This is a genomic window from Daejeonella oryzae DSM 19973 (assembly GCF_000422945.1).
In the GTDB taxonomy this organism is placed as follows: domain Bacteria; phylum Bacteroidota; class Bacteroidia; order Sphingobacteriales; family Sphingobacteriaceae; genus Daejeonella; species Daejeonella oryzae.
This window is the reverse complement of sequence record NZ_AUHA01000002.1, coordinates 13262-38114: the sequence shown is the minus strand read 5'-3', so window position 1 is coordinate 38114 and position 24853 is coordinate 13262. Positions and strand designations below refer to the sequence as shown.

Sequence of the window (24853 nt, the reverse complement as noted above, 5' to 3'; positions counted from 1 at the left end):
AAAATTTATTCAAGATAAGAATATGAGATTTATTGTTTCAACATCAACTTTGTTAAAGCAGTTGCAGGCAGTTAATGGTGCATCGAGCAGCAGCACTGTATTGCCAATTCTGGAGAACTTTCTTTTTGAAATAAAAGATGGGATTCTTACCATATCTGCAACAGATCTGCAAACAAGTATGACCACAACTCTTCCGGTAGAATCCAAGGAGGATGGAAAAGTGGCTATCCCTTCAAAGATTTTGTTAGAAACATTAAAAACACTGCCCGATCAGCCAATTTCTTTTTCAGTTGATGATTCAACTTTTTCAATAGAAATCAGCGCAGGAGATGGTAAATATAAACTGAGCGGCGAAAATGGTGAGGATTTTCCTAAAATTCCTGCTGTTGAAAATGCCTCTTCGGTTACCATGTCAGCATCGGTTTTATCAGAAGCGATTAATAAAACCCTCTTTGCTGTAAGTAATGATGAACTGCGTCCGGCAATGACCGGTGTTTATTGCCAGTTAAGCCCGCAGCATGTAACTTTTGTAGCTACAGATGCGCATAAATTGGTGCGGTATCGCCGCCTGGATGCTAAGTCTGATACAGCCACAACTTTTATCCTTCCAAAAAAGGCTTTAACCTTATTAAAATCATCCTTGCCATCAGACGATGTACATGTTTCTGTAGAATTTAACAGCACAAGTGCATTTTTCCGTTTCGGAAATATCAACCTGATTTGTCGGTTAATTGATGAGCGTTATCCGGATTATGAGGCGGTGATTCCTCAGAATAATCCAAATAAATTGATAATTGACCGCAGCTTATTCTTAAACTGTTTACGCCGTGTGGTTATTTTTGCCAATAAAACTACTCATCAGGTTCGCCTGAAAATTACCGGCAGCGAATTAAATATCTCATCAGAAGATATAGATTTTGCTAATGAGGCTCATGAACGTTTATCCTGCCAGTATGAAGGAGAAGATATGGAGATTGGCTTTAACGCTAAATTTCTAATCGAGATGTTAAATAATTTAGGCGGTGATGAGGTTTTACTGGAAATGAGCACGCCAAACCGTGCCGGACTTTTAATGCCTCAAAGCCATGATGAGCAGGAAGAAGTGCTGATGCTGGTTATGCCGGTGATGCTTAATACCTACGCATAATTTTCTTCAATTATAATCTTAACATAAAGTTTACAGATACTCTGTAGAAAATTCCGGCAATTATTGCCGGAATTTCTATTTTTGCGCCATATTAAAAAAGCCGTGGCATGAAATTGGTTAAGCCACTCTTTAATTATCATTAAGCCCCCGAAAAATTGGAAGTTATAAGCAACGTTTTAGATTTTATTCTTCATATAGATAAACACCTTATCGAAATTGTTAGCAGTTATCAAACCTGGACATACCTGATTATTTTCATGATCATTTTTGCCGAAACTGGTTTTGTGGTAACACCTTTCCTGCCCGGAGATTCACTGTTATTTGCTGTAGGTGCTTTAATAGCTAAGGGAAATACAGGCTTGGATATTTACTTAATGGGATTGCTGCTTATTATTGCTGCAATTGCCGGGAATTCGCTTAACTATTATCTTGGGAGTTTTCTTGGGCCTAAAGTTTTTAAACCTCACAACAAAATTTTGAAACTAGAATACTATGTTAAAACACAGGAGTTTTTTAACAAACAGGGTGGTAAAGCTGTGATTTTCAGTCGCTTCTTACCTATTTTCAGGACAATTGCACCTTTTGTTGCCGGAGTAGGAAATATGAATTTCGTAAGATTTACTTTCTATAATGTAGTGGGTGGATTATTCTGGATTATTAGTTTCCTGGGTCTGGGTTTTGTATTCGGAAATATCCCTGTTATTAAGGATAACTTTACTTACGTAATGCTGGTAATCATTGTTTTAACTATCCTTCCTGCTATTTATGCAGGTATAAAAACTAAAAGGGATATGAAGAAAACCACTGCTTAATTTTCTTCACGACCAATTATTTTACCTTGCTTAAATAGCTTTTCTTCAAGTTCAGTCTGGTGGTTTTCAGCCTCAGGAATATTGAGACGGCGAAGATTTTTTAAATTGGGTTGCCCGGCATCAACCCAGGCAGAATACCAAAAGCTTCCAATTTTTAATATAGAAGATCGCATTTGTTGCTCTACCATTCCATTAAGAGCTAAATGATATGCTCTTGAATATTCTTCTGAATACTGTCGTTCTACTTTACCTTTTCGTTCGCTAAAGGTATATTTTTTGTCAGAAGGTAATTGTTTATTCAGGCGGGCTTCAATAAGCAGTACCGAATCTTTATAGAGATACGTGTTTTTAACGATGCTCCAGGCTTCCTTTAGCGGGTTTTCTATATATTGAGATTTCCCTACGAAATAGTCATACTCATCAGAAAATAATTCAGGAAGTCTGCTTTCCCAAAAACCATGAATCCCAACCTGATTTGTTAATTGTCCGTTATAGTTTTCGGTAGTATGCAGCGGAACATGCGCATCACCTATATAATGGCCAAGATCTGCAGAATACCTTAGGATGCGTGATGAATCCCGATCCTGAAATGCTTTTACTAATGAATAATAGGTTCTTTCAATCTGCCAGGGTACAATTCCGTTTTCAGTTAAAGTTTTTTCACCATATTTTGCAACTGCATCTTTCCATTTTTCAGGAACGCTTTCAAAAGGAGCATTGCCATATCTGTCGGCATCAATAAAATGCCGGGGAGCTTCCAGCGAATCAGCATATCGCCTTTTATCCGGATCAACGGCATGTTCGGTAATGAAATTAATATTACTCTTGTAAAATTTGATCATTCCCTTGGGCAGGGTAAATACGGCAAGGCGGTTGATTCGCTGGTGTGCGAAAAAGCCCCAGGAACTAAAAATAATTAAAAATGAAACCAGCAGGCAATTGCAAATTAATTTTTTCATAAAGAAAAATAGCTATTTGAAGCACGTTTAAAAAAGCATCAGGGCCAAATATAATGATGACTCTCATTAAAATGCAGATATCCTATTATAAACTATCTTTGCTTCTGTATTAAACATGTTCAATTTGTGCATCTTATGAGGAAGTAAAACAATTTTAAAATCTCCTTTGCATTTTAAAATAATCGGTCTATATTTGCAGTCCTTAAAAGAATAGAGAAAACAAGCTAACAAATGGCAAATCATAAATCATCGATCAAAAGAATCAGAACAAACGCAACAAAGCGTTTGCGTAATAGATATCAGGCTAAAACTACCAGAAACGCGATCAAGAAATTGCGTATTTCTACAGATAAGGCAGAAGCTTCAACACTTTTAACCAAAGTGATTTCTATGCTTGATCGTTTAGCTAAAAAGAACATCATTCACAAAAACAAAGCATCGAACAATAAATCGAAGCTTACAAAATACGTTAATACTTTAAAATAAGGTTTTACATTATTTTAAATAAAGGGGATTCGAGACATCGAATCCCCTTTTATTTTTTGTGCCCTATTTTAATTAGATTTAAGAATGGGATCTTATGAAGATAGAATTAGTATAAAATCATGGGCCGAAGAAGACCGGCCACGCGAAAAATTATCACAGCAAGGCCGCAGGGTATTGAGTGATGCAGAGTTAATTGCAATTTTAATTGGCTCAGGTAATCGTACAGAATCTGCTGTTGAATTAAGTAAGCGTATTTTGATTTCTTGCCAGAATGATCTTAACCTGTTAGGAAAATTAAGCATTCAGGAATTGTCCAAATTTAAAGGAATCGGAGAAGCCAAAGCTATTTCCATTATTGCCGCACTTGAACTTGGCAGGAGAAGAAAAGAAACAAATTCAGAAATTTTAACTCCTGTGCAAAGCAGTTATGATGTTCATCAGGCTATTGCTGCGCAGTTTGCGGATTTAAATCATGAGGAATTCTGGATAGTGCTGTTGAACAGGGCGAACAAAATTACCTCGAAGCATTTGATCAGTAAAGGCGGGCAGGCCGGAACAGTAGCAGATCCGAAAATTATATTCAATACGGCTCTTGAAAACCATGCAGCTTCCGTTATACTGGCTCATAATCATCCTTCGGGTAATTTAAAACCAAGTCAGGCTGATCTGGATCTGACCCGAAAATTAAAATCTGCAGGGGCGTTTCTGGATATTCCGGTGCTTGATCATTTAATAATTACCGATGCCGGATTTTTTAGTTTTGCAGATGAAGGTCTTATATAGTTCTGCAACCTTCAAAAAAAGCCTTTAGCAGCATATATCCGGAATCAATATTCTAAATTGATAATTCATAATTGATAATTCTTAATTCAGCTTTTCTATCTTTGCCGTTTAGGAAAAATTAGAACATGAAGATCTCTTATAAGTGGCTTAAACAATACATCCAAACTGAAAAGACACCTGAAGAAATTTCACTGATATTAACAGATATCGGTCTGGAAGTAGAAAGCCTTGAGAAAGTGCAAACTATTCCGGGGGGATTAGAAGGATTGGTTATTGGCTTTGTAAAAGAGTGCAGCCAGCATCCAAATGCCGATAGGTTAAAAGTAACCAAAGTGGATGTAGGAAATTCGCAGGATGTACAAATTGTATGCGGGGCAAATAACGTAGCCGCCGGTCAGAAAGTGGTTGTTGCCACTGTGAACACTATAGTATATCCAACCAAGGGAGAGCCTTTTAAAATAAATAAATCCAAGATCAGAGGCGAAGTTTCTGAAGGAATGATCTGTGCCGAAGATGAAATAGGTTTGGGATCTGATCATGCCGGTATTATGGTTTTGGCTGAAGATGCCCTGGTAGGAAGTAAAGCAAAAGAATATTTTAAGCTGGATGATGATTATTTATTTGAAATAGGATTAACTCCCAACCGGGCCGATGCAGCTTCGCACTTAGGCGTAGCCCGGGATCTGGCAGCATACCTTGGCTTAACTCTAAACATGCCGGATGTATCTTCATTTATTACAGATTCACATGATCTTCCAATCCCGGTAATTGTAGAAGATGAAGCAGCGTGTCCAAGATATTCTTCTATCACCATTAGTGGAATTACTATTCAAGAATCGCCAGAATGGCTGAAAGATAAATTAAATGTGATCGGCGTTCGCCCGATTAATAACGTGGTGGATGTTACTAATTTTGTGTTGCATGATTTGGGTCAGCCTCTGCATGCCTTTAATGCCGATGCCATTACATCCGGAAAAGTAGTTGTAAAGAAATGTGATGAAGGAACAATATTTAAAACCCTGGATGGTATTGAGCGCAAATTATCAGCAGAAGATCTGATGATTTGTAATGCTGAAGAACCAATGTGCATTGCAGGAGTTTTTGGCGGCGAATCTTCGGGCGTAAATGAGCAAACTAAAAATATTTTTCTGGAGAGCGCCTGGTTCAATCCGGTTTCTGTTCGAAAAACTTCAAAAAGACATGGATTAAAAACCGATGCATCTTTCAGGTTTGAACGCGGTACCGATCCAGAAATGACCATTTTTGCTCTGAAAAGAGCAGCCTTGCTGATAAAAGAAATTGCCGGAGGATATGTTTCTTCAGCTGTTTCTGATTTTTATCCGGCTCCCGCGGAGCCATTCCGTGTAAACCTGATTTATAAAAATGCAGACCGCTTAATAGGTAAAGAAATACCACATGAAGAAATTAAATCCATCCTTACAGGTTTAGGAATTCAAATATCTGCAGAAACTGCCGAAGGATTATCATTGGAAGTTCCGGCTTATAAAGTTGATGTAACCCGCGAAGTAGATGTGATTGAAGAAATTCTGCGGATTCATGGATATAACAATATTGAAATCCCAACACAGATACGGGCTTCTTTAAATTATTCGGTTAAACCGGACCGAGAAGTGGTGCAAAATAGTATTGCTGATCTTTTAACGTCAAACGGCTATAACGAAATATTGTCCAACTCCCTAACCAAATCAGCTTACTCATCAGATCTGGATCAGGCTGTAAGGATATTAAATCCCTTAAGTACAGATTTGGATGTAATGCGTCAAAGCCTATTATTTTCGGGATTGGAAGCAATTTCCTATAATCAGAATCGCAGAAATGCAGATTTGAAATTATATGAATTCGGAAAGATTTACAGTTTAGGAACAGAATCCTATAAGGAGAATCAAAGACTGTCAATTTTTATAAGCGGGAATAAGGAAACAGCTAACTGGAGTAAACCAGAACAAAAAACTGATTTTTATAGTTTAAAAGCAGTTGTGGATGCTCTGATAAGCCGGTTGAATATCAAAGGATTAATTCCATTCGACTCCGAAGTTAAAAATTTGCAAAATGGTCTCAGCTATCGAAAAGGAGAAAAGTCGCTGGTAGATTTCGGAAAGGTTTCCAAACAGGCATTGAAGAAACTGGATATATCTTCTGATGTTTTTTATGCAGATTTTGACTGGGATATGATTTTGAAAGTGATCAGGAATAACAAAATAGCTTACAAAGAAGTTTCTAAATTTCCTGCTGTTCGCCGTGATCTTTCAATGTTGCTGAATAAAGACATCACATTTAACAAATTAAAACATATCGCTCAGAAAACAGAAAAGAATCTGTTAAAGGATGTAAATGTTTTTGATGTTTATGAGGGCGACAAATTGCCCGAAGGTAAAAAGTCATATGCTTTAAGTTTTGTTTTGCAGGATGAAGAGAAAACGCTAACCGATAAACAGATCGACAGCATTATGGATAAATTAATTCTTAATTTCGAAAAGGAAGCAGGAGCAGAAATTAGAAGATAGTTGAGCAGAAAAAGTAAACACAAAGCAGCTTAAAGATTTAATCAATAAAACATTACCAAGTAAAATGAGCCAGTTAGCAGATCAGTTGCAAAAAGTAGTTGATAAAGCAGCAAGATTGATAGATCTGTGTGGAGCTTTACAGGAAGAAAATGATTTGTTGAAACTGGAAAATCAATCTTTAAAAGTTGCGGTTGATGCCAGCAAAAATAAAAGTGCAGAACTGGAAGAAAAAGTGAGGATTGTAACCATGGCCCGTTCGCTGGAAGGTTTAAAAGCACCAGAATTAGGGGTTAATGAAAAAAGTCTTGACATAAAGCAAAAAATTAGCGAATTTGTACGCGAAATAGATAAGTGTATTGTATTGCTCAAGAAGTAATGCGATAGTGAACCAAGCTCAAATGGGAGAAATCTCCATAAAAATAAATATTGCTGACAGAGTTTACCCATTAAAGGTAAACATGGAAGAAGAGGAAATAATACGTAGGGCAGCAAAACTGATAAATGACCGTATAAAAGAATATCAGGATAATTATGCAGTCAGAGATAAACAGGATTTGTTATCCATGTGTGTTTTACATTATGCCACAGCTACGCTGAAGGCTGAAAAAAAAGTAATGAATGAAGACACAGAGGTTGCTGAAAAGGTGTATCAACTGGACCAGTTGCTGACGGATTTTTTCTCTAAGTAGTATCGTTCTTTATTTAGAGCCTAAGATTTAGCCGCAGTTAAATTTTTAGATTTCACTATTTTAAGCTTAACGCTTCAATATTATGTGAACTTTAGTGCAATGCCTTAAGGTTTTGTAAAAGTTCTAACCGTAATTGAAAAGCTTTATAATACATGAAATTTATGATTTAGTTGCGGTTTTTTTTATATAAAATGAAATTATGGAAATAATACTTTACGTTTTAATTGGATTAGCAGTGGGGGTGGTAATCGGGAGATTTCTACTTCGCAAACTGTTAAAAAGTCAGGAAATTGCAGCACAGAATAAAGTAAAGAAAATACTTAAAGATGCCGAAAGCAAGTCAGAAATCCTGAAAAAAGAAAAGCTTTTAGAAGCTAAGGATCACTTTTTAAAATTAAAAGCTGAACACGAGCAGGATGTAAACAGCAAAAATAACACGATTAATCAGCGGGAAAATACCCTCAAGCAAAAGGAGCAGTCTTTGAACCAGAAGCTTGAGAATATGAATCGCAAAGAACAGGAACTGGATACGGCCCGCAAAAATCTGGAAAAGCAAACTGAAGTTGCCCAGAAAAAACAGGAAGAAGTAGACGCTATTAAAAATCAGCATATTACTCAGTTAGAATCTATTGCAGGTTTATCTGCCGACGAGGCAAAAAATCAATTGGTTGATTCGCTTCGTGAGGAAGCCCGTACCAAGGCCATGAGTCAGATTAAAGATATTGTTGATGAAGCGAAACTAACTGCCAGCAAAGAAGCTAAAAAGGTGGTTATACAAACCATTCAGCGAACAGCAACAGAAAGCGCTATCGAGAATACGGTTTCGATTTTTAATATAGAAAGTGATGAGATTAAAGGCCGTGTTATTGGTCGTGAAGGAAGAAATATACGAGCTCTGGAAGCTGCAACCGGCATTGAGATAATTGTAGATGATACACCAGAAGCGATTATTTTATCTGGATTTGATCCGGTTAGAAGAGAAATTGCCCGTTTGGCATTGCATCGTTTGGTTACCGATGGACGGATTCATCCCGCCAGGATTGAAGAAGTTGTTGCTAAAACCAAGAAGCAAATTGAAGATGAAATTGTTGAAATTGGTGAGCGTACGGTAATTGATCTTGGGATTCATGGTTTGCATCCGGAGCTCATCCGGATGGTTGGACGTATGCGTTACCGCTCTTCTTACGGTCAAAATTTATTACAGCACAGTCGCGAAGTAGCAAACTTTTGTGCTACCATGGCAGCTGAGCTGGGTTTAAATGTGAAAATGGCCAAACGTGCCGGTCTGCTGCATGATATTGGTAAAGTGCCTGATGACAATCCGGAATTGCCTCACGCTATTCTGGGAATGCAGCTGGCTGAAAAATATAAGGAACATCCGGAGGTTTGTAACGCCATTGGAGCTCACCACGATGAAATTGAAATGACTTCAATGATTTCGCCGATTATCCAGGCTTGTGATGCTATTTCCGGAGCTCGTCCGGGTGCCCGCCGTGAGGTTGTAGAAAGTTATATCAAAAGACTTAAAGATTTGGAAGCACTTGCTTTATCATATCCGGGAGTTGAGAAAACGTTTGCTATTCAGGCCGGTCGCGAATTACGTGTAGTTGTAGAAAGCGAGCGCATTTCAGATGCTGCATCTGAAATACTCGCCGCGGATATATCAAACCGTATTCAAACCGAAATGACCTATCCGGGGCAGATAAAGGTGACCGTTATCCGGGAAACCAGATCTGTTTCTTATGCGAAATAAATTAACGGATTAATTAGAAATAGTTAATTAAACGATTAAACCGAATATAGAATCAAAAATTCTTTATTCGGTTTTTTTATTAAATGATATTGAAAAATGTCAATTACTGTCAGCAAAATCTTTTTATCTTTAAATCATGCTAAAGCAAAATACCGCAGCTAAATCTCCAAAGCAGACTAGTCAGATTCGCCCTGTTGATGTTTATTTTAATAAATATGCTGAAAGTCATCAAAATCTTACCAACGAATTAATTCATTGGATTTGTGTCCCTCTGATTGTATTCAGTTTATTTGGTTTAGTGTGGGCTATTCCCTTTCCGCATTTAGATTTTTTAGGTCGTTATAATGGTTTTGTAAACTGGGCATCTTTCCTGATTGCCTTCTCAATATACTATTATTACAAACTTTCTCCGGTATTATCCTATGCCATGTTGCTGATTATTATGATCTTTTCTGCCGGAATACTAGGATTAGAGAAACTGCATAATTTGCATGGTTGGCCGCCCATGTGGCAGGTTTGTCTTGGTATTTTTGTGTTGTCATGGATCGGACAGTTTATAGGCCACAAAATTGAGGGTAAGAAACCTTCCTTTCTTGATGATATTAAATTTTTACTGATAGGGCCTATCTGGTTATTACATTTTATCTTTAAAAAAGCAGGGTTAAGATATTAGGATTTTAAAGCTTCCTGTAGATGATAAATAACCATAATTATATCAAAACTCATAAATGAAAAAACTGTACTTTCTCTTCTTTATACTTTTTAGTTTTAACGTTTCTGCTCAGCTTGTTCAGTCTAAGCCAAGCCTTAATGAGAACAGTATAGTAAAGGATTCTACGGGATTTCAGTATCCGTATGCCATCTGGAAGAAATTGTTTCAGAGCGGAAATTACGGGATGAGAACATTTGTGATAAATGGAGAAAGTCCGGAATTTCTGATTTATGAATTATCAGAGGAAACAAAATCAAAAAGGATGGAATCTATTCCTAAGCCGCGAGAAACATCATTTTTTAAAACCGGTAATAAGCTTCCGAATTTTAAATTAACAGATCTGAACGGCAATAAATTCAATCTCAAAGAATTAGCCGGGAAAGTGGTGGTTCTTAATTTCTGGTTTATCAATTGTGCTCCATGCCGTAAAGAAATACCGGAATTAAATAAAATGGTGTTGAAATATAAGGATATTCCCAATGTGGTCTTTCTTGGTGTTGCACTCGACACAAAATCAGAGATAAAAGACTTTTTAAAAACTTCGCCCTTTTTATACAATATTTCTGAAAACGGGAAGTGGCTGTCTGCATTTTATGGGGTTAATTCCTATCCAACTCATGTGGTTGTAGACCAGCAAGCAACTATATTGTTTCATAGTACCGGTCTGGCGCAGAACACTGTTTACTGGGTTGACAAATCTATAAAAGGAGCTTTGAGCAAAGCAGAAACTGAAAGTATCCAGGCAAAATAATCTTTACAAAGCTGACAGTAAAATTCAGATTTTAAAAATTCAGTTGCGCCTGGAGTCTCAATAAATTACCTTCCTGAAGATTATCTCTCTTAATATTATCTTCAAATCTGCGTGATGAAAAGGTATACATCGCAACCAATTCAAATTGTTTAAGGGGCTGCCATTCTATACCCAATTCCAACTCATTTACCTTATAACTACGAGCATCTAATTCATGCTTTTTGCCACCACGGTAATATTGTATTCTTGTAAAAGGGATAAATATCTGATCGTTTTTCCTCATCAAATAGGATAGCGTAACATATCCGCCTTGCAGATTTTTTACTTCAACTGAATCGTTGAGCTTATTGTATTCCGGGCCTTTTCCAACATTATATTCTGCCTGAATTCCGAAAGGTTTGGGATATAAAACAAAGGATGCTGCCATTCTCTTATCGGTATAATTTCGATCGGAGATATATTTTACTCCCGGACTTAGCTGATCCTCGGGCATAACAAATTTTCCGGTATATCCTTGTATTCCGGGCTCCAGAATCTGGTTGCCTATTTCAAAAGGATAACTAAATCTGCTCACCATATGCAAAGTATTGTTAAGTTCGGGTTTGTTAGCAGTTTGGCCGTTAAAAACTCCAAAAGCGAAAACGCCATAATCACCCGATCCTTTTAAACCTTCTTTCACCACAGAGGCTAACAGTTTTCTTTTATCTTCCGGAGCCCAGTAAAAAGTTACTCCTAAATCTCTTTCATTGCTTAATGCACTGTTGAGCGCATCATTTCTGTCCAGTGGCAGCCTGTTCTGACTTGATTGCAAGTTTTCAAATCCGTAAGGAATTTTGCTTTGACCTATTCTAAATCTATATTCATTTTTACTGTCAACACCAATATCAAAATAAGCATCGCGTATTTGTCCAAAATTTAAACCCGTAGAAGATGATGAGCTTGCGAAATCAGGCTGAAAATAAAAATATACTTGTTTCCCTATTTGGCCCGAAAAAACCAGCCGGGCTCGTCTAAGAAAAAAACCGCCATTTTCACCCCAGCTTTTATCGCATTGTTCGCATTTAAGTTTAGAATTTGTTTCAAAGAGCCTATTGTACCTGGCCTGTATATATCCTCTGATGGTAAATGAATCATACCATTTTGTTTCTTCCTTAGGTTTGTCCTGCCCATTCGAATTATGAAATGATAAGAAGCATAGTATTATTAAAGTTATCCCGACTTTGAATTTTAGTCCCATTCCCGTTTGGTTTAAAGGAAGCAAATTTAACACTTATATTAATTTAATATTATATCGCGGTTAACTAATTGTTAAGCTACTCTTAATTGCAGGTTTTATCTTAAGATGTATGGATAGCATGTATAAAACCTTGAATTTAAATATACTCCGTATTTATTAATATTGGCTTAACATTAACATCATCAATACATAATATCTAACTAACGTGGAGATAACATTGTGCTAATACTTTTGCAGAACATTAAAATAAGTAAAAGTGAAATACAACGTAATCATACGAATTTTGGCAATAAGTGTCTTTTTTACCTTAATTACTTTGAATATTTTCGGTCAGGAAACTGGTAAAATAGCAGGTAAGGTAACCGATAAAAAAACCGGGGAAACCTTAATTGGTTTAACCGTTAAAGTTGAAGGTACCACAAAAGGAGTGATGACAGATGTGGACGGTAATTATAATTTAGGAGGTTTAACTCCCGGAAAAGTAGCATTAACATTTTCTTATATTGGTTATAAATCAAAAAGCATTACAGATATACAGGTAAACCCGGGTGTAACAACCAGCCTGGATATCGTAATGGAAGAAGCCGGCGGTCAGGTTTTGAGCGAAGTGGTTATTACTGCTACAGCAAGACAGGAAAGTTTAAACGGATTATATGCCAAACAGAAAAACAGTGTTCGGGTAACTGATGGGATTTCTGCTGAAACCATTAAAAAATCTCCGGATAAAAATACCAGTGAAGTATTAAAACGAGTTAGCGGAACAACTATTCAGGATAATAAATTTGTGGTTGTGCGTGGTTTGGCTGATCGCTACAATTCGGCTTCTTTAGATAATGGTGTATTGCCAAGCACAGAGCCAAACAGAAAAGCATTTTCATTTGATATTGTTCCTTCAAATCTGATTGATAATATCATTATCAGCAAAACCGCCACCCCAGATTTGGCGGGAGACTTTGCAGGAGGTTCTGTACAGATAATTACCAAAGATATACCAGATGATAATTTTATGTCATTTGGCTTGGGATACAGTTATAATTCTCAGGCAACTTTCCAAAATTTTCAAAGCGGTGCCAGAAATACTTCTGACTATTTTGGCTTTGACAATGGCTTAAGATCAATACCTAATAATTTTCCATCTACACGAAAGATAATAAATAACGGGGTTGGCCCGAACAAGAATATTGCTTCATTACAGGCTTTGCCACAGGATTATGGCATTCGTAACGGAAATGCTTTTTTAAATCAAAATTACCAGTTTACAGTTGGCCGGGTGAAGGATTTTGAAAAAACAAATAATCGTTTGGGTGCTATTTTATCTTTAACCTATCGTAATTCTCAAAACAGTAATACAGGCATAGTAAGGCAATACCATGTTTTTGATTACTCAGATGATCAATACAAGTTTTCTACCAATGTTGGAGCCTTAGCCAACTTTGCCTACAATTTTAAAAACAGCCGTATTACGCTGAAAAATCTTTACAACCGCACTCTGGATGATCAGTACACTTATCGAACAGGCAATAACAAAACCACAGGAGATGTTAAATTCTATGCATTTGACCTTCTTCAGAAATCTTTATTTAAAACAGCCCTGGAAGGTGAGCATAAAGTAGGAGATAATAACTCTAAGCTGAAATGGACTCTTGGTTTTGGAAATGTAATTAATGATCAGCCTGATCAGCGAAAAGTAAATTACCTGCGCAACGTAGCCGACAGGGATGTTCCAAATTCGTATTATGCAGGTGTAACTAACATCGGTAAAGAAAATGCAAGACTGTTTTCTTACTTAAATGAGAACGTTTATTCAGCGGAAGCGGGATATTCCCTGCCTTTAAAATTCTTCAAAAATAGCGCAAACTTTAAAGCTGGTATTTCTTCAAACTATCGCAACCGGAATTTCGATGTCAGGTTTTTGGGATTAAGGCTGCAAACTGATGCCAATAATCCACAAGCAGATAATGAGATTCGTCAACGCCCCATTGAAACCTTATTTGGAGAAGATCTGATCAGTCAGGGAAAATATAAACTGGATGAAGTTAATAACAATGGTGATTCATATGATGCAAACTCACTGGTAAATGCCGCTTATGTGATGATGGATAATAAAATCGGAGCAAAATCCAGAATTGTTTATGGAGTGCGCATGGAACAATATGATTTGAAATTAAAAACTTTAACCACCAATAATTTGGTTTCTCAAAATTTTGCAGATATACTTCCCTCTGTAAATTATACCTACAGCATTTCAGAAAAAAGTAATTTCAGAGCATCCTATTTTAAAACTTTGGCCCGTCCCGAGTTCAGAGAATTGGCTCCCTTTACTTATTTCGATTATGAAAGAGGTGCAAACGTACAGGGAAATCCTTTATTAAAACGTGCCAAGATTGATAACGCCGATTTAAGATACGAGTTCTTCCCATCAGCGGGTCAGATTTTCTCGGTATCCACATTCTATAAAAAGTTTACCAATGCAATAGAAGCCAGTATTGCCGATGCTAATTCTACACCCGATATCTCTTATTTTAATTCTAAAAAAGCAGATGTATATGGGGTAGAATTGGAGTACAGAAAAAACCTTGCTTTTTTAGGTACCAATGAAGCATTTAAGAATACAACCTTCTACACTAATCTGTCATTAATCAAATCAAAAGTTAAGAATCCGGAGATTGATAATATTATCGAAAAAGAACGTCCTCTGGTGGGTCAGTCGCCATATGTTATCAATGCTGGTTTACAACATACCGCATTAAATAATTTGTTAAACTTCAATTTATTATACAATCGTATTGGCAGACGCATTGCCAATGCCGGTGGACAACAGTTTCCGAGTGTTTATGAAGCACCTCGTAATGTGGTCGATTTTCAATTGGGTTATAAAATTCTTAAATCAAAAGGAGAGTTGAAGTTTAACGCCAATGATATTTTGAACAACGATAATGTATTGTATTTCGATAAGGATATGAACAAGAAATACTCTATTGGCTCATCTGATGAAACCATCAGCCGTTTTAAAACCGGAAGCAATTACTCTTTATCTTTTAATTATTCATTCTAATTAACATAACCTTAATAGGATTTAACAATATCATTACCCTGATTTTATACTGAGGTTATTTGCCAGGGATACTTTTGGGATATAGATAAAATCAAAAAATTAACATGAAAAAACAAGCAATTTTATTAGCATTAGCTGCCGCCATTTTTACTACAGCCTGTAAAAAAAGTACGGTAGATGATACAGATGATACCATTATTGTAGCGCCGGTAAGTTCAGTTCTTGAGGTTTCAACAGATATTACAACCAATACGAACTGGTCCGCAGATAAAATATATTTATTAAAGGGAATTATTAATGTAACCAGCGGAGCCACTTTAACAATCCAGCCGGGTACACTTATTAAAGGCGATAAAGCTACAAAAGGAACTCTGGTAATTAACAGAGGTGGTAAAATTGAAGCCGTTGGAACGGTTGACAAGCCAATTGTATTTACATCAAATCAGGCAGTGGGTGCACGTTCTACGAGTGACTGGGGTGGTATCGTATTGTTAGGTAAAGCACCAAATAATCAGGGAACCAGCCAGGGTATCGAAGGAATTCTTACAGATGCCGCAGGTAAAGCATCTTTTGGAGGAACTGATCCGGCAGACAATTCAGGTACGTTAAAATATGTTCGTATTGAATTTGGTGGAATTCCACTTACACCGGATAATGAAATAAACGGTTTAACATTCGGTTCTGTAGGTTCAGGAACAACTATTGATTACGTTCAGGTTTCATTTGCTGGCGATGATGCCTATGAGTGGTTTGGTGGTTCTGTAAATTGCAAGCACCTGATTTCAATAGGTGCTTTGGATGATGATTTTGATGCAGATTTTGGTTATTCAGGTAAGGTTCAGTTTGCTGTGGCTCAGCGTTATCCTACCATTGCAGACGTTTCAGGATCTAACGGTTTCGAAACTGATAACGATGGATCTGGATCTGTTAAAGTTCCTCAAACCAATGCAGTTTTTAGTAATGTAACTGTTTTAGGGCCATTGACTTCAACTTCTTTAAGCGGTGTAAATGCAAATTATCAGCATGCTGCACAAATTCGCAGAAATTCATCCCTGAGCATTTTAAATTCAATTTTTGCAGGTTACACAGAAGGTGTTTACATAGATGATTCCAAAGTAGCTGTCGCAAAAGCTACCTCAGCAAATTACCTTGCCGGTAATCTTGCATTCCAAAACAATATCGTCTATGGGTCTAATGCTAAAAGTAATGAACTTAAGGGCGAAAACAAGGCTGATTTCGAAACTTCTATAAGAGCTGCAAATATATTTGACGGAGCTAAATTCGGAGAAGTGCTGATGAATGATCCATACAAATACGCTTCAAATCTGGTTGCCGCTGCCAAAGCTGGTCGTCCAAATTTTACAGTAAAAGCCGGATCGGTTGCAGAAACTGGCGCATTATTCAGCAATACTAAAGTTGCAGATGCGTTTTTCGAAAAAGTTACTTACCGCGGTGCCTTTGGCTCGAGCGATTGGACTGCTACATGGGCTAATTTCGATCCGCAGGCAATGCCTTATGATGCTCCCGGTAAAGTTAATTAATAATAATAAATTGGTTAGTTAATGTGAAAACCCGCTTTTGGCGGGTTTTTCTATTCAGGATAGTATTATACAGATGCCTTATTTATCAAATGAATAAACGGGATCATAGCGATACACGACTTTAAAAGCAGCATTTTTAAGTTTAGTATCGATTTGGCCAATTTTTAAATCCTCTGATTGTGGCGTTGGTTCGCATATCGAATATTTTTTTCCTTTATAAGTAATTGAATTTGCAAGAGGCTTATTAAACTGAACAGCCATGGTAATATGCGTGGGATATAAAAGAGCGATCATCGGTAAGTTATAAATCTCTTTCACCAGATAAAAAAACAATGCAGCCCGATCATCACAATCACTCTGGTCGTTAAATAATGTTTGTTCAGGAGATAAGCGTTTTTCTTTTCCGAAGTTCAATTCATCCGGCTTATATAAAAAGGCGTAGCGTGTAAACCTCATTAAATAATCAACGCCTTTTTTCTGACTCATGCCGCTAATGTTTTTGCGGAGTATAGGAATTAAAGAGCCGTAAGTTTCTCTGCTTAACGGAATATTGAAATAAGATTCGAAACTTACACCTGGATAATTTTTGAAAATAGTTTCAACCTCCGGATTCAGCAATACATTAAAGTGATATTCCTTTTGGCGATAATTGAATTTTAACAATTTTTCCGAATAACTTTCCGGCCTAAAATCCGGCATTCGGCTTATTTTGTATGAGAAAAGAGTTTTGCTTTCCGGGTATGTAATATTGATGAGCCTGATTTCATCTTTCTCATAATTCAATTGCGGATAATCATGGAAATTTAAACATACATACTGTTTCCCGTCTGTTTCATAGTACGGAATATCATAAATATCTTCCTCGCTTCTAACATAAAATAAAATCTGATCATTTGTTAAAGCAAGCCTGGCATCGTAACCTGACTTAGAAAGAAAAAACCATTTATATAAAGTATAACGTGGGTAATTTTCTGCTTTCGGACTTATCTGCTGTGCTGTTTTCCGGATGAGTTGGTAATAAAGCCAGTCATTTAACTGATGTTTTTCTTTGTAGGATTTGAGTGCAGCTATAACGGGCTCTGATTTAGCGCTGCTTAAAGAATTATAAAATGCTTGTATAGATAATTCATTGACATGATTGTTGAACTCAACAATCATGGATGAATCTAATTCAATATTAATGGTGCCTTCATAAAATTCAAATGAAAGTATTCTGTTTTTACTTTCTGCAAATGCACTGCATACAGTAAAAACTAAAAATATAAAAGAAAGAAATGCGATACGGGCTGATTTCACTTGACTGATTAATGTTAACATTAAGTTAACATTGAATTAATACTAAATTAACAGAAAATATTCTGTTTAATCAAGTAAAGGCGATAATTTATAAGGATGTATTTTTTAAGTCTTAAAAATTTTTTGCCAGTTTCTCTAAAATCTCGGCAGGTATTTTTTCCATATCCACTATTAAAAACCCATCCAGGCTGTCTGAAAACTTAGGATCTATATTAAAGCAAATGATTTTGCCATTTAATGCAATATACTGCCTTAATAAAACAGGTATTTTCAGGTGTGATGTTTCCACATCGGAAATCAAATCATCCAGATCTTTTAATTTTTCTTTGCTTTCCAGTAACAGATCGGTATCGATTTTTGAATAATCGACTTTGAACTTTTTTCGGGGTTTTACATACGCTGCCAGTTCATGATCAAAATGATTTTTAATAATGAAATCAACAATCAATGATTTAGAAAATTTAGAGAAGCTATTGCTGATGCTAACCGGACCAATTAAATATTTATACTGAGGATTTTCTGAAAGGTATTTTAAAATCCCCTTCCAGAGCAAAAATAAGGGAAGCGCTTTTTGCTGATATTCTTTTCTTACCCATGATCTTCCTAATTCTAAACTTTGCTTCATTATCGGGAATAGTGGTTCTTTTATCTTGAATAATTCGGTAAGATAAAAGCCCTTGCTTCCCATGCTGTAAAATATTTCGTCTCCACGACCAATGCGGTACGCCCCAACAATCATTTGATTTGTAATATCCCAAATAAATAAATGATTATAATAAATATCGTATTCATCCAGATCAGTTGATTTATTAGTTCCTTCACCAATCTCTCTGAAAGTAATTTCTCTTAATCGTCCTATTTCTTTAATTAAATTAGGTATAGCCGGAGTTGGAGCAACGTAAATACTATAGTCTTTTTCCGTCCAAATTTTATAATCATCAAGAGCCGATAATTCATTTACTAAAATTTGCTGAGATATGGGTTCTACTATCTTCTCAGGCTTTTTTTTAATCTTAAAAATATTCCCGGGATTAAAAATCTTTTTTTCATTTTCAAGACTGGTTCCAAGGGCATAGGTTTTGGCACGCAGGTAATTCAGAAGCTTAGCCGAATTGTTATTCTGGCTGATCTCTTCAATATGGATGGGCTTGCCAATACGAATTTTAATGGTATGGCCGTGTTTGTTAAATAATTCTGAAGGCAGTTTGGCTGTGCGAAGTGTAGGATGTATTAAGCTCAGAAGGTTAAACATAAGCCCGTTGTTTCCATGGAAGTAAACCGGGACAACCGGGACATTGGCTTTCGCGATTATTTTCCCAACCACAGGATTCCACATTTTGTCTGTAACCTGCTGAGTTTTTATTTTATATGATGAAACTTCTCCTGCCGGAAAAATACCAATCGGAGTTCCGCCGGCAAGTAAGGTGAGTGTATTTTTTAAACCGCTGATGCTGGAGGAATGATCTACGTTTTCAAAAGGATTAACAGCAATAAAATAGTCACTCAGATTGGGGATTTTTTTTAAAATGAAATTGGCCATCAGCTTGGCATCAGGTCTTACTGTGCTTAATAATTTCAGTAATACAAGGCCTTCAATTCCACCGTAAGGATGGTTAGCAATGGCAATAAAAGCACCTTTTTTTGGAATGTTTTTTAATTCAGCTTCATCAAATTCCATTTGAATACCCAGAATTTGCAGGATTTTATCAATGAACGGCGAACCTTGCAAATGTTCTGCTTTTTCGAAGGTTTCATTCACCTCGTTTATTTTCATCACTTCCATCAGTAAAGATGCAAGTCCTGGCATGTGCAATTTATTTATTCGGGTGGCCTGGGCAAATTCTTCTTTCGTAATAATTTTCATAAATATGATCCTCAATAAAATAGATTTTAAAGAAAATTATTTAGAATACAGATTGCAAATTTGGCTGTAAATCTTTTTCAAATCATATTATTTCCAGCCAATAGCTTTATTATATTTAAGATAAATTTAAAAATTAGCCGTACATGAAGAATGCACTGAAAGCTTATTTCAGTTTTTCTAAAAAAGAATACAACGGCATTTTGGTGCTTTGTATCTTGATGGTATTGGTTCTGGCTTTTCCTTATATATATTCCTATTTTAAAGTCCCTGTGGTATATGATACAGAAAGTTTTCAACGGGAGATTTCGGCTTTTAAGTCTTCAGCTCAGAAAAGATCTTATTCTAATTATAACAACCTGAAGGAATATATTGAAGATAATGAATTAAGGGCAAATTATTTTTTATTTGATCCAAACGGGCTTTCGGCTTCAGACTGGCGCAAGCTTGGTTTATCTGAGCGTCAGATAAAAGTGATAAAAAATTACGAATCAAAAGGAGGTAGGTTTTACAGGAATGAAGATTTGAAAAAGATATATTCTATTTCTGAATCTCAATATTCTAAACTGGAGCCCTACATCAGCATAAAAAAATCTTTTACAAACAGTAAACCGATTTATTCGCAAACTAAAGAATGGGAGAATAAAAAACCGGTTTACGAAAAGAACATGCCTTTTGAAATTGTAGAATTAAATTCAGCAGATTCGGCAAAATTAGAAACTATCAGGGGAATAGGGCCTGCATTTGCCTTGCGTATTTTAAAATATCGGCAGCGATTAGGTGGTTTTCACTCAAAAGAGCAGCTTCGTGAAATTTACGGTCTGGATTCTGCTATGTTCGAAAATCTTAAAAATCAGGTTAAAGTAGACGCAAATTCAATTCAGAAAACAAATGTTAATAAAGCTCAGTTCGACGATTTAAAACGTAACCCTTATTTATCATATAAGCAGATAAATGCCATTATTCAATATCGAAAACAGCATGGTCCGTATCAAGCGGTATCAGATTTAAAAAAAATAGCCATTATGAATGATGAGATTTTGCGTAAAATTGAGCCTTATTTACTATTTGAATGATTGAATCGAAATTAAAATCAGCTATCCGTGATATTCCTGATTTCCCTAAACCGGGTATCCTGTTTAAAGATATTACTCCCATCTTAAAAGATGCTTCCCTTTGCCAGGAAATTGTTAACGCTTTCGCGGAAAAGCTGAAAGGTGATCAGATTGATATAATTGCAGGTATAGAAAGCCGCGGATTTTTATTCGGCCTTATGCTGGCAGCCAAATTAGAGGTTCCCTTTGTTCCGATCCGCAAACAGGGAAAGCTTCCTTTTAATAAAATTCAGGAGCCCTGCGAGCTGGAATATGGTTCCGCCATTTTAGAACTGCATGAGGATGCCATCTTTCCCGGCCAACGGGTTCTCATTCATGATGATTTGCTGGCTACGGGTGGAACGGTTAACGCAGCAACACGGCTGGTTCAACAGTTAGAAGGAATAGTTGCTGGTTATGCATTTGTTATTTCTTTGGATTTTCTAAAAGGCAAAGAATCCTTGAAAATGCATTCGGATAAAATTATTTCTCTGGTTTCATATTGATTCTACTTTCGCATTCTTAAACTCTGGTGTTTTGGTTTGCTTAATTGAACCGGAAACCATTTTGTTCTACTTATAAACAAGCTTTAAATAATAAAAAAATGAATTGGAAATTGCTATACTTGCAAATTAACCACAACCAAATATGCATAATTCAGTAGAGGCAGAGCAAAGCGGAATAAATTTTTCAGCAACTGATAATCAAAAAATGATCATCAATATGGTACGCGATTTCGCTGAAAAGCACGTGCGTCCAAACGTGATGGAGTGGGATGAAGCACAAACTTTTCCTGTTGAAACTTTCAAGAAATTAGGCGAATTGGGCTTAATGGGTGTATTGGTTCCTGAAGAATATGGTGGTTCTGGCCTTGGGTATTTTGAATATGTAAATGTTATTGTAGAAATCGCGAAAGTTTGTGGTTCAATCGGTTTATCTGTGGCTGCTCACAATTCTTTGTGTACAGGTCATATTCTGGCGTTTGGAAATGACGAGCAAAAAAAGCGTTGGTTGCCAAAATTAGCTACCGCAGAATGGATTGGGGCCTGGGGGTTAACCGAAGCAAATACCGGATCTGACGCCATGGGGATGAATACCACTGCAGTTTTAGATGGTGATCATTATATCGTTAACGGTTCAAAAAATTGGATTACTCACGGAAAGTCAGGGAATGTAGCTGTAGTAATGGTGCGCACGGGAGAAAAGGGGAGTTCGAAAGGAATTTCGACTATCGTAATAGAGAAAGGAACTCCCGGATTTTCAGCAGGAAAAAAAGAGAATAAACTGGGCATGCGTGCTTCCGAAACTACAGAGCTCATTTTTGATAACTGCCGTGTTCCGAAAGAAAACCTGCTGGGTAATGAAGGCGAAGGATTCAAACAAGCCATGTATGTTTTAGACGGCGGACGGATTTCTATTGCTGCGTTATCTTTAGGAATTGCCAAAGGTGCGTTTGAAGCGGCAGTTGCTTATTCAAAAGAACGTTATCAGTTTGGCCAGCCCATTGCAAGTTTCCAGGGAATATCTTTTAAACTGGCCGATATGGCAACCGAAATAGAAGCTGCAGAATTACTGATTATGCAGGCTGCAGATTTAAAAAACCGGGGCAAAAAAGTTACGAAAGAATCGGCAATGGCCAAATATTTCGCTTCAGAAGTTTGTGTAAGAGCTTCTACAGAGGCTATTCAAATATTTGGTGGTTACGGATACACAAAAGACTTCCCAGTGGAGAAATTCTATCGCGATAGCAAATTGTGTACTATAGGAGAGGGTACTTCAGAGATACAGAAACTGGTTATTGCCAGAGAAGTATTGAAATAATATTTCATTTAATATATATAGAGCGAACTGATTAATCAGTCCGCTTTTTTTATACCTCGAAACGTAATCCAACTTAAATAGAAATAGCTTTTCGTGTTTCTATAGTTTTTCTTACATTTGCAATCCAAAACCGAAAGGGGGTATCTTTAAATTATGATCATTATCAACGTAAAAGACGGCGAATCATTAGACAAAGCATTAAAACGCTTCAAAAAGAAATTCGAAAAAACCGGTGTATTAAGAGAACTGCGTAGCCGTCAGGCCTACGAGAAAAAATCTATTACCCGTCGTACGCAGGTTAAAAAAGCTATCTACAAAGAAGGAATGAACAGAGAAACTGTTTAATTCTTTTTTCAGGCATATAAAACTTAAAACTATTTGTATATTTCATTTTTGAGATGTACAAATAGTTTTTGATGTTTATAGCGCATTTTACAAAATTCCTCCAGTTTGAAAAACGGTATTCTCCGCACACCGTTACAGCCTACCAAAAAGACTTAAAGCAATTCTACGCCTTTATTAAACTATCCGAACTTGATTTTGGAGATGTATTGCATATTCATGTCCGCTCCTGGATTGTAGAATTATTAGATCAGGGAATAGAGGCAAAAACTGTTAACAGAAAAATATCCACTCTCAGATCTTTTTATAAATTTTTACATCGCCAAAACTTCATCCAGGTAAATCCCATGCTCTTGGTTCAGGCGCCCAGGGTTCCAAAGCGTTTACCGGTAACAATAGAGGAGGAAAAGATAAACTCCATGCTGGATACTGCCAATAGCGAAATTTTTTCTAACGATTTTTCAGGAATCCGCAGTAGGCTGATTATTGAATTGTTGTATGGTACCGGCATTCGCTCTTCTGAATTGATTAATTTGAAAGAGCATGATATTGATATGTATGGACATCAAATTAAAGTTCTGGGGAAAAGGAATAAAGAACGAATTATTCCAATTAATTCTTCATTATTAGAATTGATACTGCAATATATTGAATCCAAAAAAAGTCAAAATTTTAATAACAATTCCGTATTTTTAATCGTTACCAATGAAGGCAACATTGCCTATCCAAAATTTATTTATCGTATAGTGAATTCTATTTTATCATACATATCTACTAACGATAAAAAAAGCCCTCACGTTTTAAGACACACCTTTGCAACCAGTTTATTAAATCATGGTGCAGAGTTGAATGCTATTAAGGAGTTGTTAGGCCACGCCAGTTTAGCTGCCACCCAGGTCTATACTCACAATTCAGTTGAAAGATTAAAATTAATTTATAAACAAGCCCATCCAAAGGGTTAAAAAAGGAGGAACCATGAAAATCCGAGTGCAGTCAATTCATTTTACAGCAGATATTAAGCTGTTGGATTTTATTCAGAAAAAGGCAGATAAATTGGATCAGTTTTTTGATCAGATTATCAGTGGGGAAGTTTACCTTAAGTTAGAAAACACGGAAGATGAAGAAAATAAGATTACGGAAATAAAGCTGCACATTCCAGGGAATGATCTGTTTGCTAAAGAACAATGTAAAACGTTTGAAGAAGCAACGGATAAGGCAGTTGAATCATTAAGGAAGCAAATAGAAAAACATAAAGTGAAGGTGCGTGCCAAAACGAGTAATTTCAAAGAAATTGCTGCAACAGAGGAGTTTTGATAGATAATATTGCTATTCCATTTTACTAAAATAAAGTAGATTTTCGGCAGCCGATGAGGCTGCCGATTTTTTTTTGTAAAAAATTTTGATCAAACCTTATTTTTTGTAGATTTGCATTCCCTTACGGAAAGGTCATCAACAGATGAAATTCTTTTTAAAGGGTTGGTTCTTTAAAGATTCTTTTAATATTTAAAGATAAAGCATAAGCCTCCTTAGCTCAGCTGGTAGAGCAACTGACTTGTAATCAGTAGGTCATTGGTTCGATCCCGATAGGAGGCTCAATGTAGGGGGGATTCCAGAGCGGTCAAATGGGACGGACTGTAAATCCGTTACTTCGGTTTCGAAGGTTCGAATCCTTCTCCCCCCACGGAAAATTTGCTGTAAGCTTTAGCGGACAGTAAACTTAATAAGCGGAAGTAGCTCAGTTGGTAGAGCGATAGCCTTCCAAGCTATAGGTCGCGAGTTCGAGCCTCGTCTTCCGCTCACGTTGAGTGAGCGATTCAGTTGATTGAAAATCGGTTATAAAAGGCTGCTGTTCAATGGGCTATTTTGCATTGACGGGAAAAAGCCGATGTAGCTCAGCGGTAGAGCACTTCCTTGGTAAGGAAGAGGTCATGGGTTCAATTCCCATCATTGGCTCAAAAAGGTAAAATAATTCAAAAACAACAATAAAAT

At 36.6% G+C, this 24853-nt stretch carries 22 protein-coding genes and 4 tRNA genes; 22 read left to right on the top strand and 4 right to left on the bottom strand.

Annotated features, from left to right (window positions below; translation table 11 throughout):
* Positions 1 to 22 precede the first annotated feature (22 nt).
* A complete protein-coding gene (gene dnaN, locus G521_RS0100225; protein WP_026896714.1) occupies positions 23 to 1147 on the top strand; it encodes a DNA polymerase III subunit beta in 1125 nt (374 codons plus the stop codon).
* Between the two features lie 155 nt (positions 1148 to 1302).
* Positions 1303 to 1959, top strand: coding sequence for a DedA family protein (locus G521_RS0100215; protein WP_026896713.1), 657 nt, complete (start codon positions 1303 to 1305; stop codon positions 1957 to 1959).
* Here the strand turns inward: G521_RS0100215 and G521_RS0100210 are convergent.
* Positions 1956 to 2918 carry a zinc dependent phospholipase C family protein gene (locus G521_RS0100210; protein WP_026896712.1) on the bottom strand — a complete coding sequence of 321 codons (963 nt, stop codon included), beginning with the start codon at positions 2916 to 2918 and terminating at the stop codon, positions 1956 to 1958. The genes G521_RS0100215 and G521_RS0100210 overlap by 4 nt on opposite strands.
* Positions 2919 to 3149: 231 nt before the next feature.
* Here G521_RS0100210 and rpsT point away from each other — a divergent pair, with 231 nt between their 5' ends.
* The 8 genes from rpsT (at position 3150) to G521_RS0100170 (ending at position 10617) form a co-directional block, all read left to right on the top strand.
* The gene (gene rpsT, locus G521_RS0100205; RefSeq protein ID WP_026896711.1) at positions 3150 to 3404 is read left to right on the top strand and encodes a 30S ribosomal protein S20; all 255 of its coding nucleotides are present in this window, start codon (positions 3150 to 3152) and stop codon (positions 3402 to 3404) included.
* An 84-nt stretch (positions 3405 to 3488) separates the two neighbouring features.
* Positions 3489 to 4187 carry a RadC family protein gene (gene radC, locus G521_RS0100200; protein ID WP_026896710.1) on the top strand — a complete coding sequence of 233 codons (699 nt, stop codon included), beginning with the start codon at positions 3489 to 3491 and terminating at the stop codon, positions 4185 to 4187.
* 125 nt (positions 4188 to 4312) lie between these two features.
* Positions 4313 to 6712, top strand: a complete 2400-nt coding sequence (pheT, locus tag G521_RS0100195) for a phenylalanine--tRNA ligase subunit beta (protein ID WP_026896709.1) — start codon at positions 4313 to 4315, stop codon at positions 6710 to 6712.
* 64 nt (positions 6713 to 6776) lie between these two features.
* Positions 6777 to 7088, top strand: a complete 312-nt coding sequence (locus tag G521_RS0100190) for a hypothetical protein (RefSeq protein ID WP_026896708.1) — start codon at positions 6777 to 6779, stop codon at positions 7086 to 7088.
* A 22-nt stretch (positions 7089 to 7110) separates the two neighbouring features.
* Positions 7111 to 7401, top strand: coding sequence for a cell division protein ZapA (locus G521_RS0100185; RefSeq protein ID WP_026896707.1), 291 nt, complete (start codon positions 7111 to 7113; stop codon positions 7399 to 7401).
* A gap of 199 nt (positions 7402 to 7600) precedes the next feature.
* Positions 7601 to 9154 (top strand): ribonuclease Y, encoded by a 1554-nt coding sequence (gene rny / locus G521_RS0100180; RefSeq protein WP_026896706.1) that lies wholly within the window; start codon positions 7601 to 7603, stop codon positions 9152 to 9154.
* Between the two features lie 136 nt (positions 9155 to 9290).
* Complete coding sequence (locus G521_RS0100175; RefSeq protein ID WP_036677930.1) at positions 9291 to 9827, top strand: Mpo1 family 2-hydroxy fatty acid dioxygenase; 537 nt, start codon at positions 9291 to 9293, stop codon at positions 9825 to 9827.
* A 55-nt stretch (positions 9828 to 9882) separates the two neighbouring features.
* The gene (locus G521_RS0100170) at positions 9883 to 10617 is read left to right on the top strand and encodes a TlpA family protein disulfide reductase (RefSeq protein WP_026896704.1); all 735 of its coding nucleotides are present in this window, start codon (positions 9883 to 9885) and stop codon (positions 10615 to 10617) included.
* Between the two features lie 31 nt (positions 10618 to 10648).
* Here G521_RS0100170 and G521_RS0100165 read toward each other — a convergent pair whose 3' ends face one another.
* A complete protein-coding gene (locus G521_RS0100165; RefSeq protein ID WP_026896703.1) occupies positions 10649 to 11854 on the bottom strand; it encodes a porin in 1206 nt (401 codons plus the stop codon).
* Between the two features lie 256 nt (positions 11855 to 12110).
* Here G521_RS0100165 and G521_RS0100160 point away from each other — a divergent pair, with 256 nt between their 5' ends.
* A complete protein-coding gene (locus G521_RS0100160) occupies positions 12111 to 14909 on the top strand; it encodes a TonB-dependent receptor (RefSeq protein ID WP_081674988.1) in 2799 nt (932 codons plus the stop codon).
* Positions 14910 to 15013: 104 nt separating this feature from the next.
* Positions 15014 to 16450: a hypothetical protein gene (locus tag G521_RS0100155; RefSeq protein ID WP_026896701.1), complete on the top strand. Its 1437-nt coding sequence runs from the start codon at positions 15014 to 15016 to the stop codon at positions 16448 to 16450.
* 78 nt (positions 16451 to 16528) lie between these two features.
* Here G521_RS0100155 and G521_RS0100150 read toward each other — a convergent pair whose 3' ends face one another.
* Together G521_RS0100150 and G521_RS0100145 are read right to left on the bottom strand one after the other, a co-directional pair.
* Positions 16529 to 17767 (bottom strand): hypothetical protein, encoded by a 1239-nt coding sequence (locus G521_RS0100150; RefSeq protein WP_051189319.1) that lies wholly within the window; start codon positions 17765 to 17767, stop codon positions 16529 to 16531.
* Positions 17768 to 17858: 91 nt separating this feature from the next.
* The gene (locus G521_RS0100145; protein WP_026896699.1) at positions 17859 to 19610 is read right to left on the bottom strand and encodes a lysophospholipid acyltransferase family protein; all 1752 of its coding nucleotides are present in this window, start codon (positions 19608 to 19610) and stop codon (positions 17859 to 17861) included.
* Positions 19611 to 19753: 143 nt separating this feature from the next.
* Between G521_RS0100145 and G521_RS0100140 the strand changes: the two genes are divergently transcribed.
* The 10 genes from G521_RS0100140 (at position 19754) to G521_RS0100095 (ending at position 24817) form a co-directional block, all read left to right on the top strand.
* On the top strand, positions 19754 to 20683 hold the full coding sequence (locus G521_RS0100140; protein ID WP_026896698.1) for a ComEA family DNA-binding protein: 930 nt from the start codon (positions 19754 to 19756) through the stop codon (positions 20681 to 20683).
* A complete protein-coding gene (locus G521_RS0100135; RefSeq protein WP_026896697.1) occupies positions 20680 to 21207 on the top strand; it encodes an adenine phosphoribosyltransferase in 528 nt (175 codons plus the stop codon). Before G521_RS0100140 ends, G521_RS0100135 begins: the two co-directional genes overlap by 4 nt.
* A gap of 142 nt (positions 21208 to 21349) precedes the next feature.
* Positions 21350 to 22522 (top strand): acyl-CoA dehydrogenase, encoded by a 1173-nt coding sequence (locus tag G521_RS0100130; RefSeq protein ID WP_269464933.1) that lies wholly within the window; start codon positions 21350 to 21352, stop codon positions 22520 to 22522.
* A 153-nt stretch (positions 22523 to 22675) separates the two neighbouring features.
* Positions 22676 to 22867, top strand: a complete 192-nt coding sequence (rpsU, locus tag G521_RS0100125) for a 30S ribosomal protein S21 (protein ID WP_026896695.1) — start codon at positions 22676 to 22678, stop codon at positions 22865 to 22867.
* Positions 22868 to 22938: 71 nt separating this feature from the next.
* Positions 22939 to 23826 carry a tyrosine-type recombinase/integrase gene (locus G521_RS0100120; protein WP_026896694.1) on the top strand — a complete coding sequence of 296 codons (888 nt, stop codon included), beginning with the start codon at positions 22939 to 22941 and terminating at the stop codon, positions 23824 to 23826.
* Between the two features lie 13 nt (positions 23827 to 23839).
* Complete coding sequence (hpf, locus tag G521_RS0100115) at positions 23840 to 24178, top strand: ribosome hibernation-promoting factor, HPF/YfiA family (RefSeq protein WP_026896693.1); 339 nt, start codon at positions 23840 to 23842, stop codon at positions 24176 to 24178.
* 206 nt (positions 24179 to 24384) lie between these two features.
* Positions 24385 to 24457 (top strand) — tRNA-Thr (locus tag G521_RS0100110).
* Positions 24458 to 24464: 7 nt separating this feature from the next.
* Positions 24465 to 24545 (top strand) — tRNA-Tyr (locus G521_RS0100105).
* A 43-nt stretch (positions 24546 to 24588) separates the two neighbouring features.
* Positions 24589 to 24661: transfer RNA gene (locus G521_RS0100100), tRNA-Gly, on the top strand.
* Between the two features lie 84 nt (positions 24662 to 24745).
* A tRNA-Thr gene (locus tag G521_RS0100095) sits at positions 24746 to 24817 on the top strand.
* The last annotated feature ends 36 nt before the right edge of the window (positions 24818 to 24853 follow it).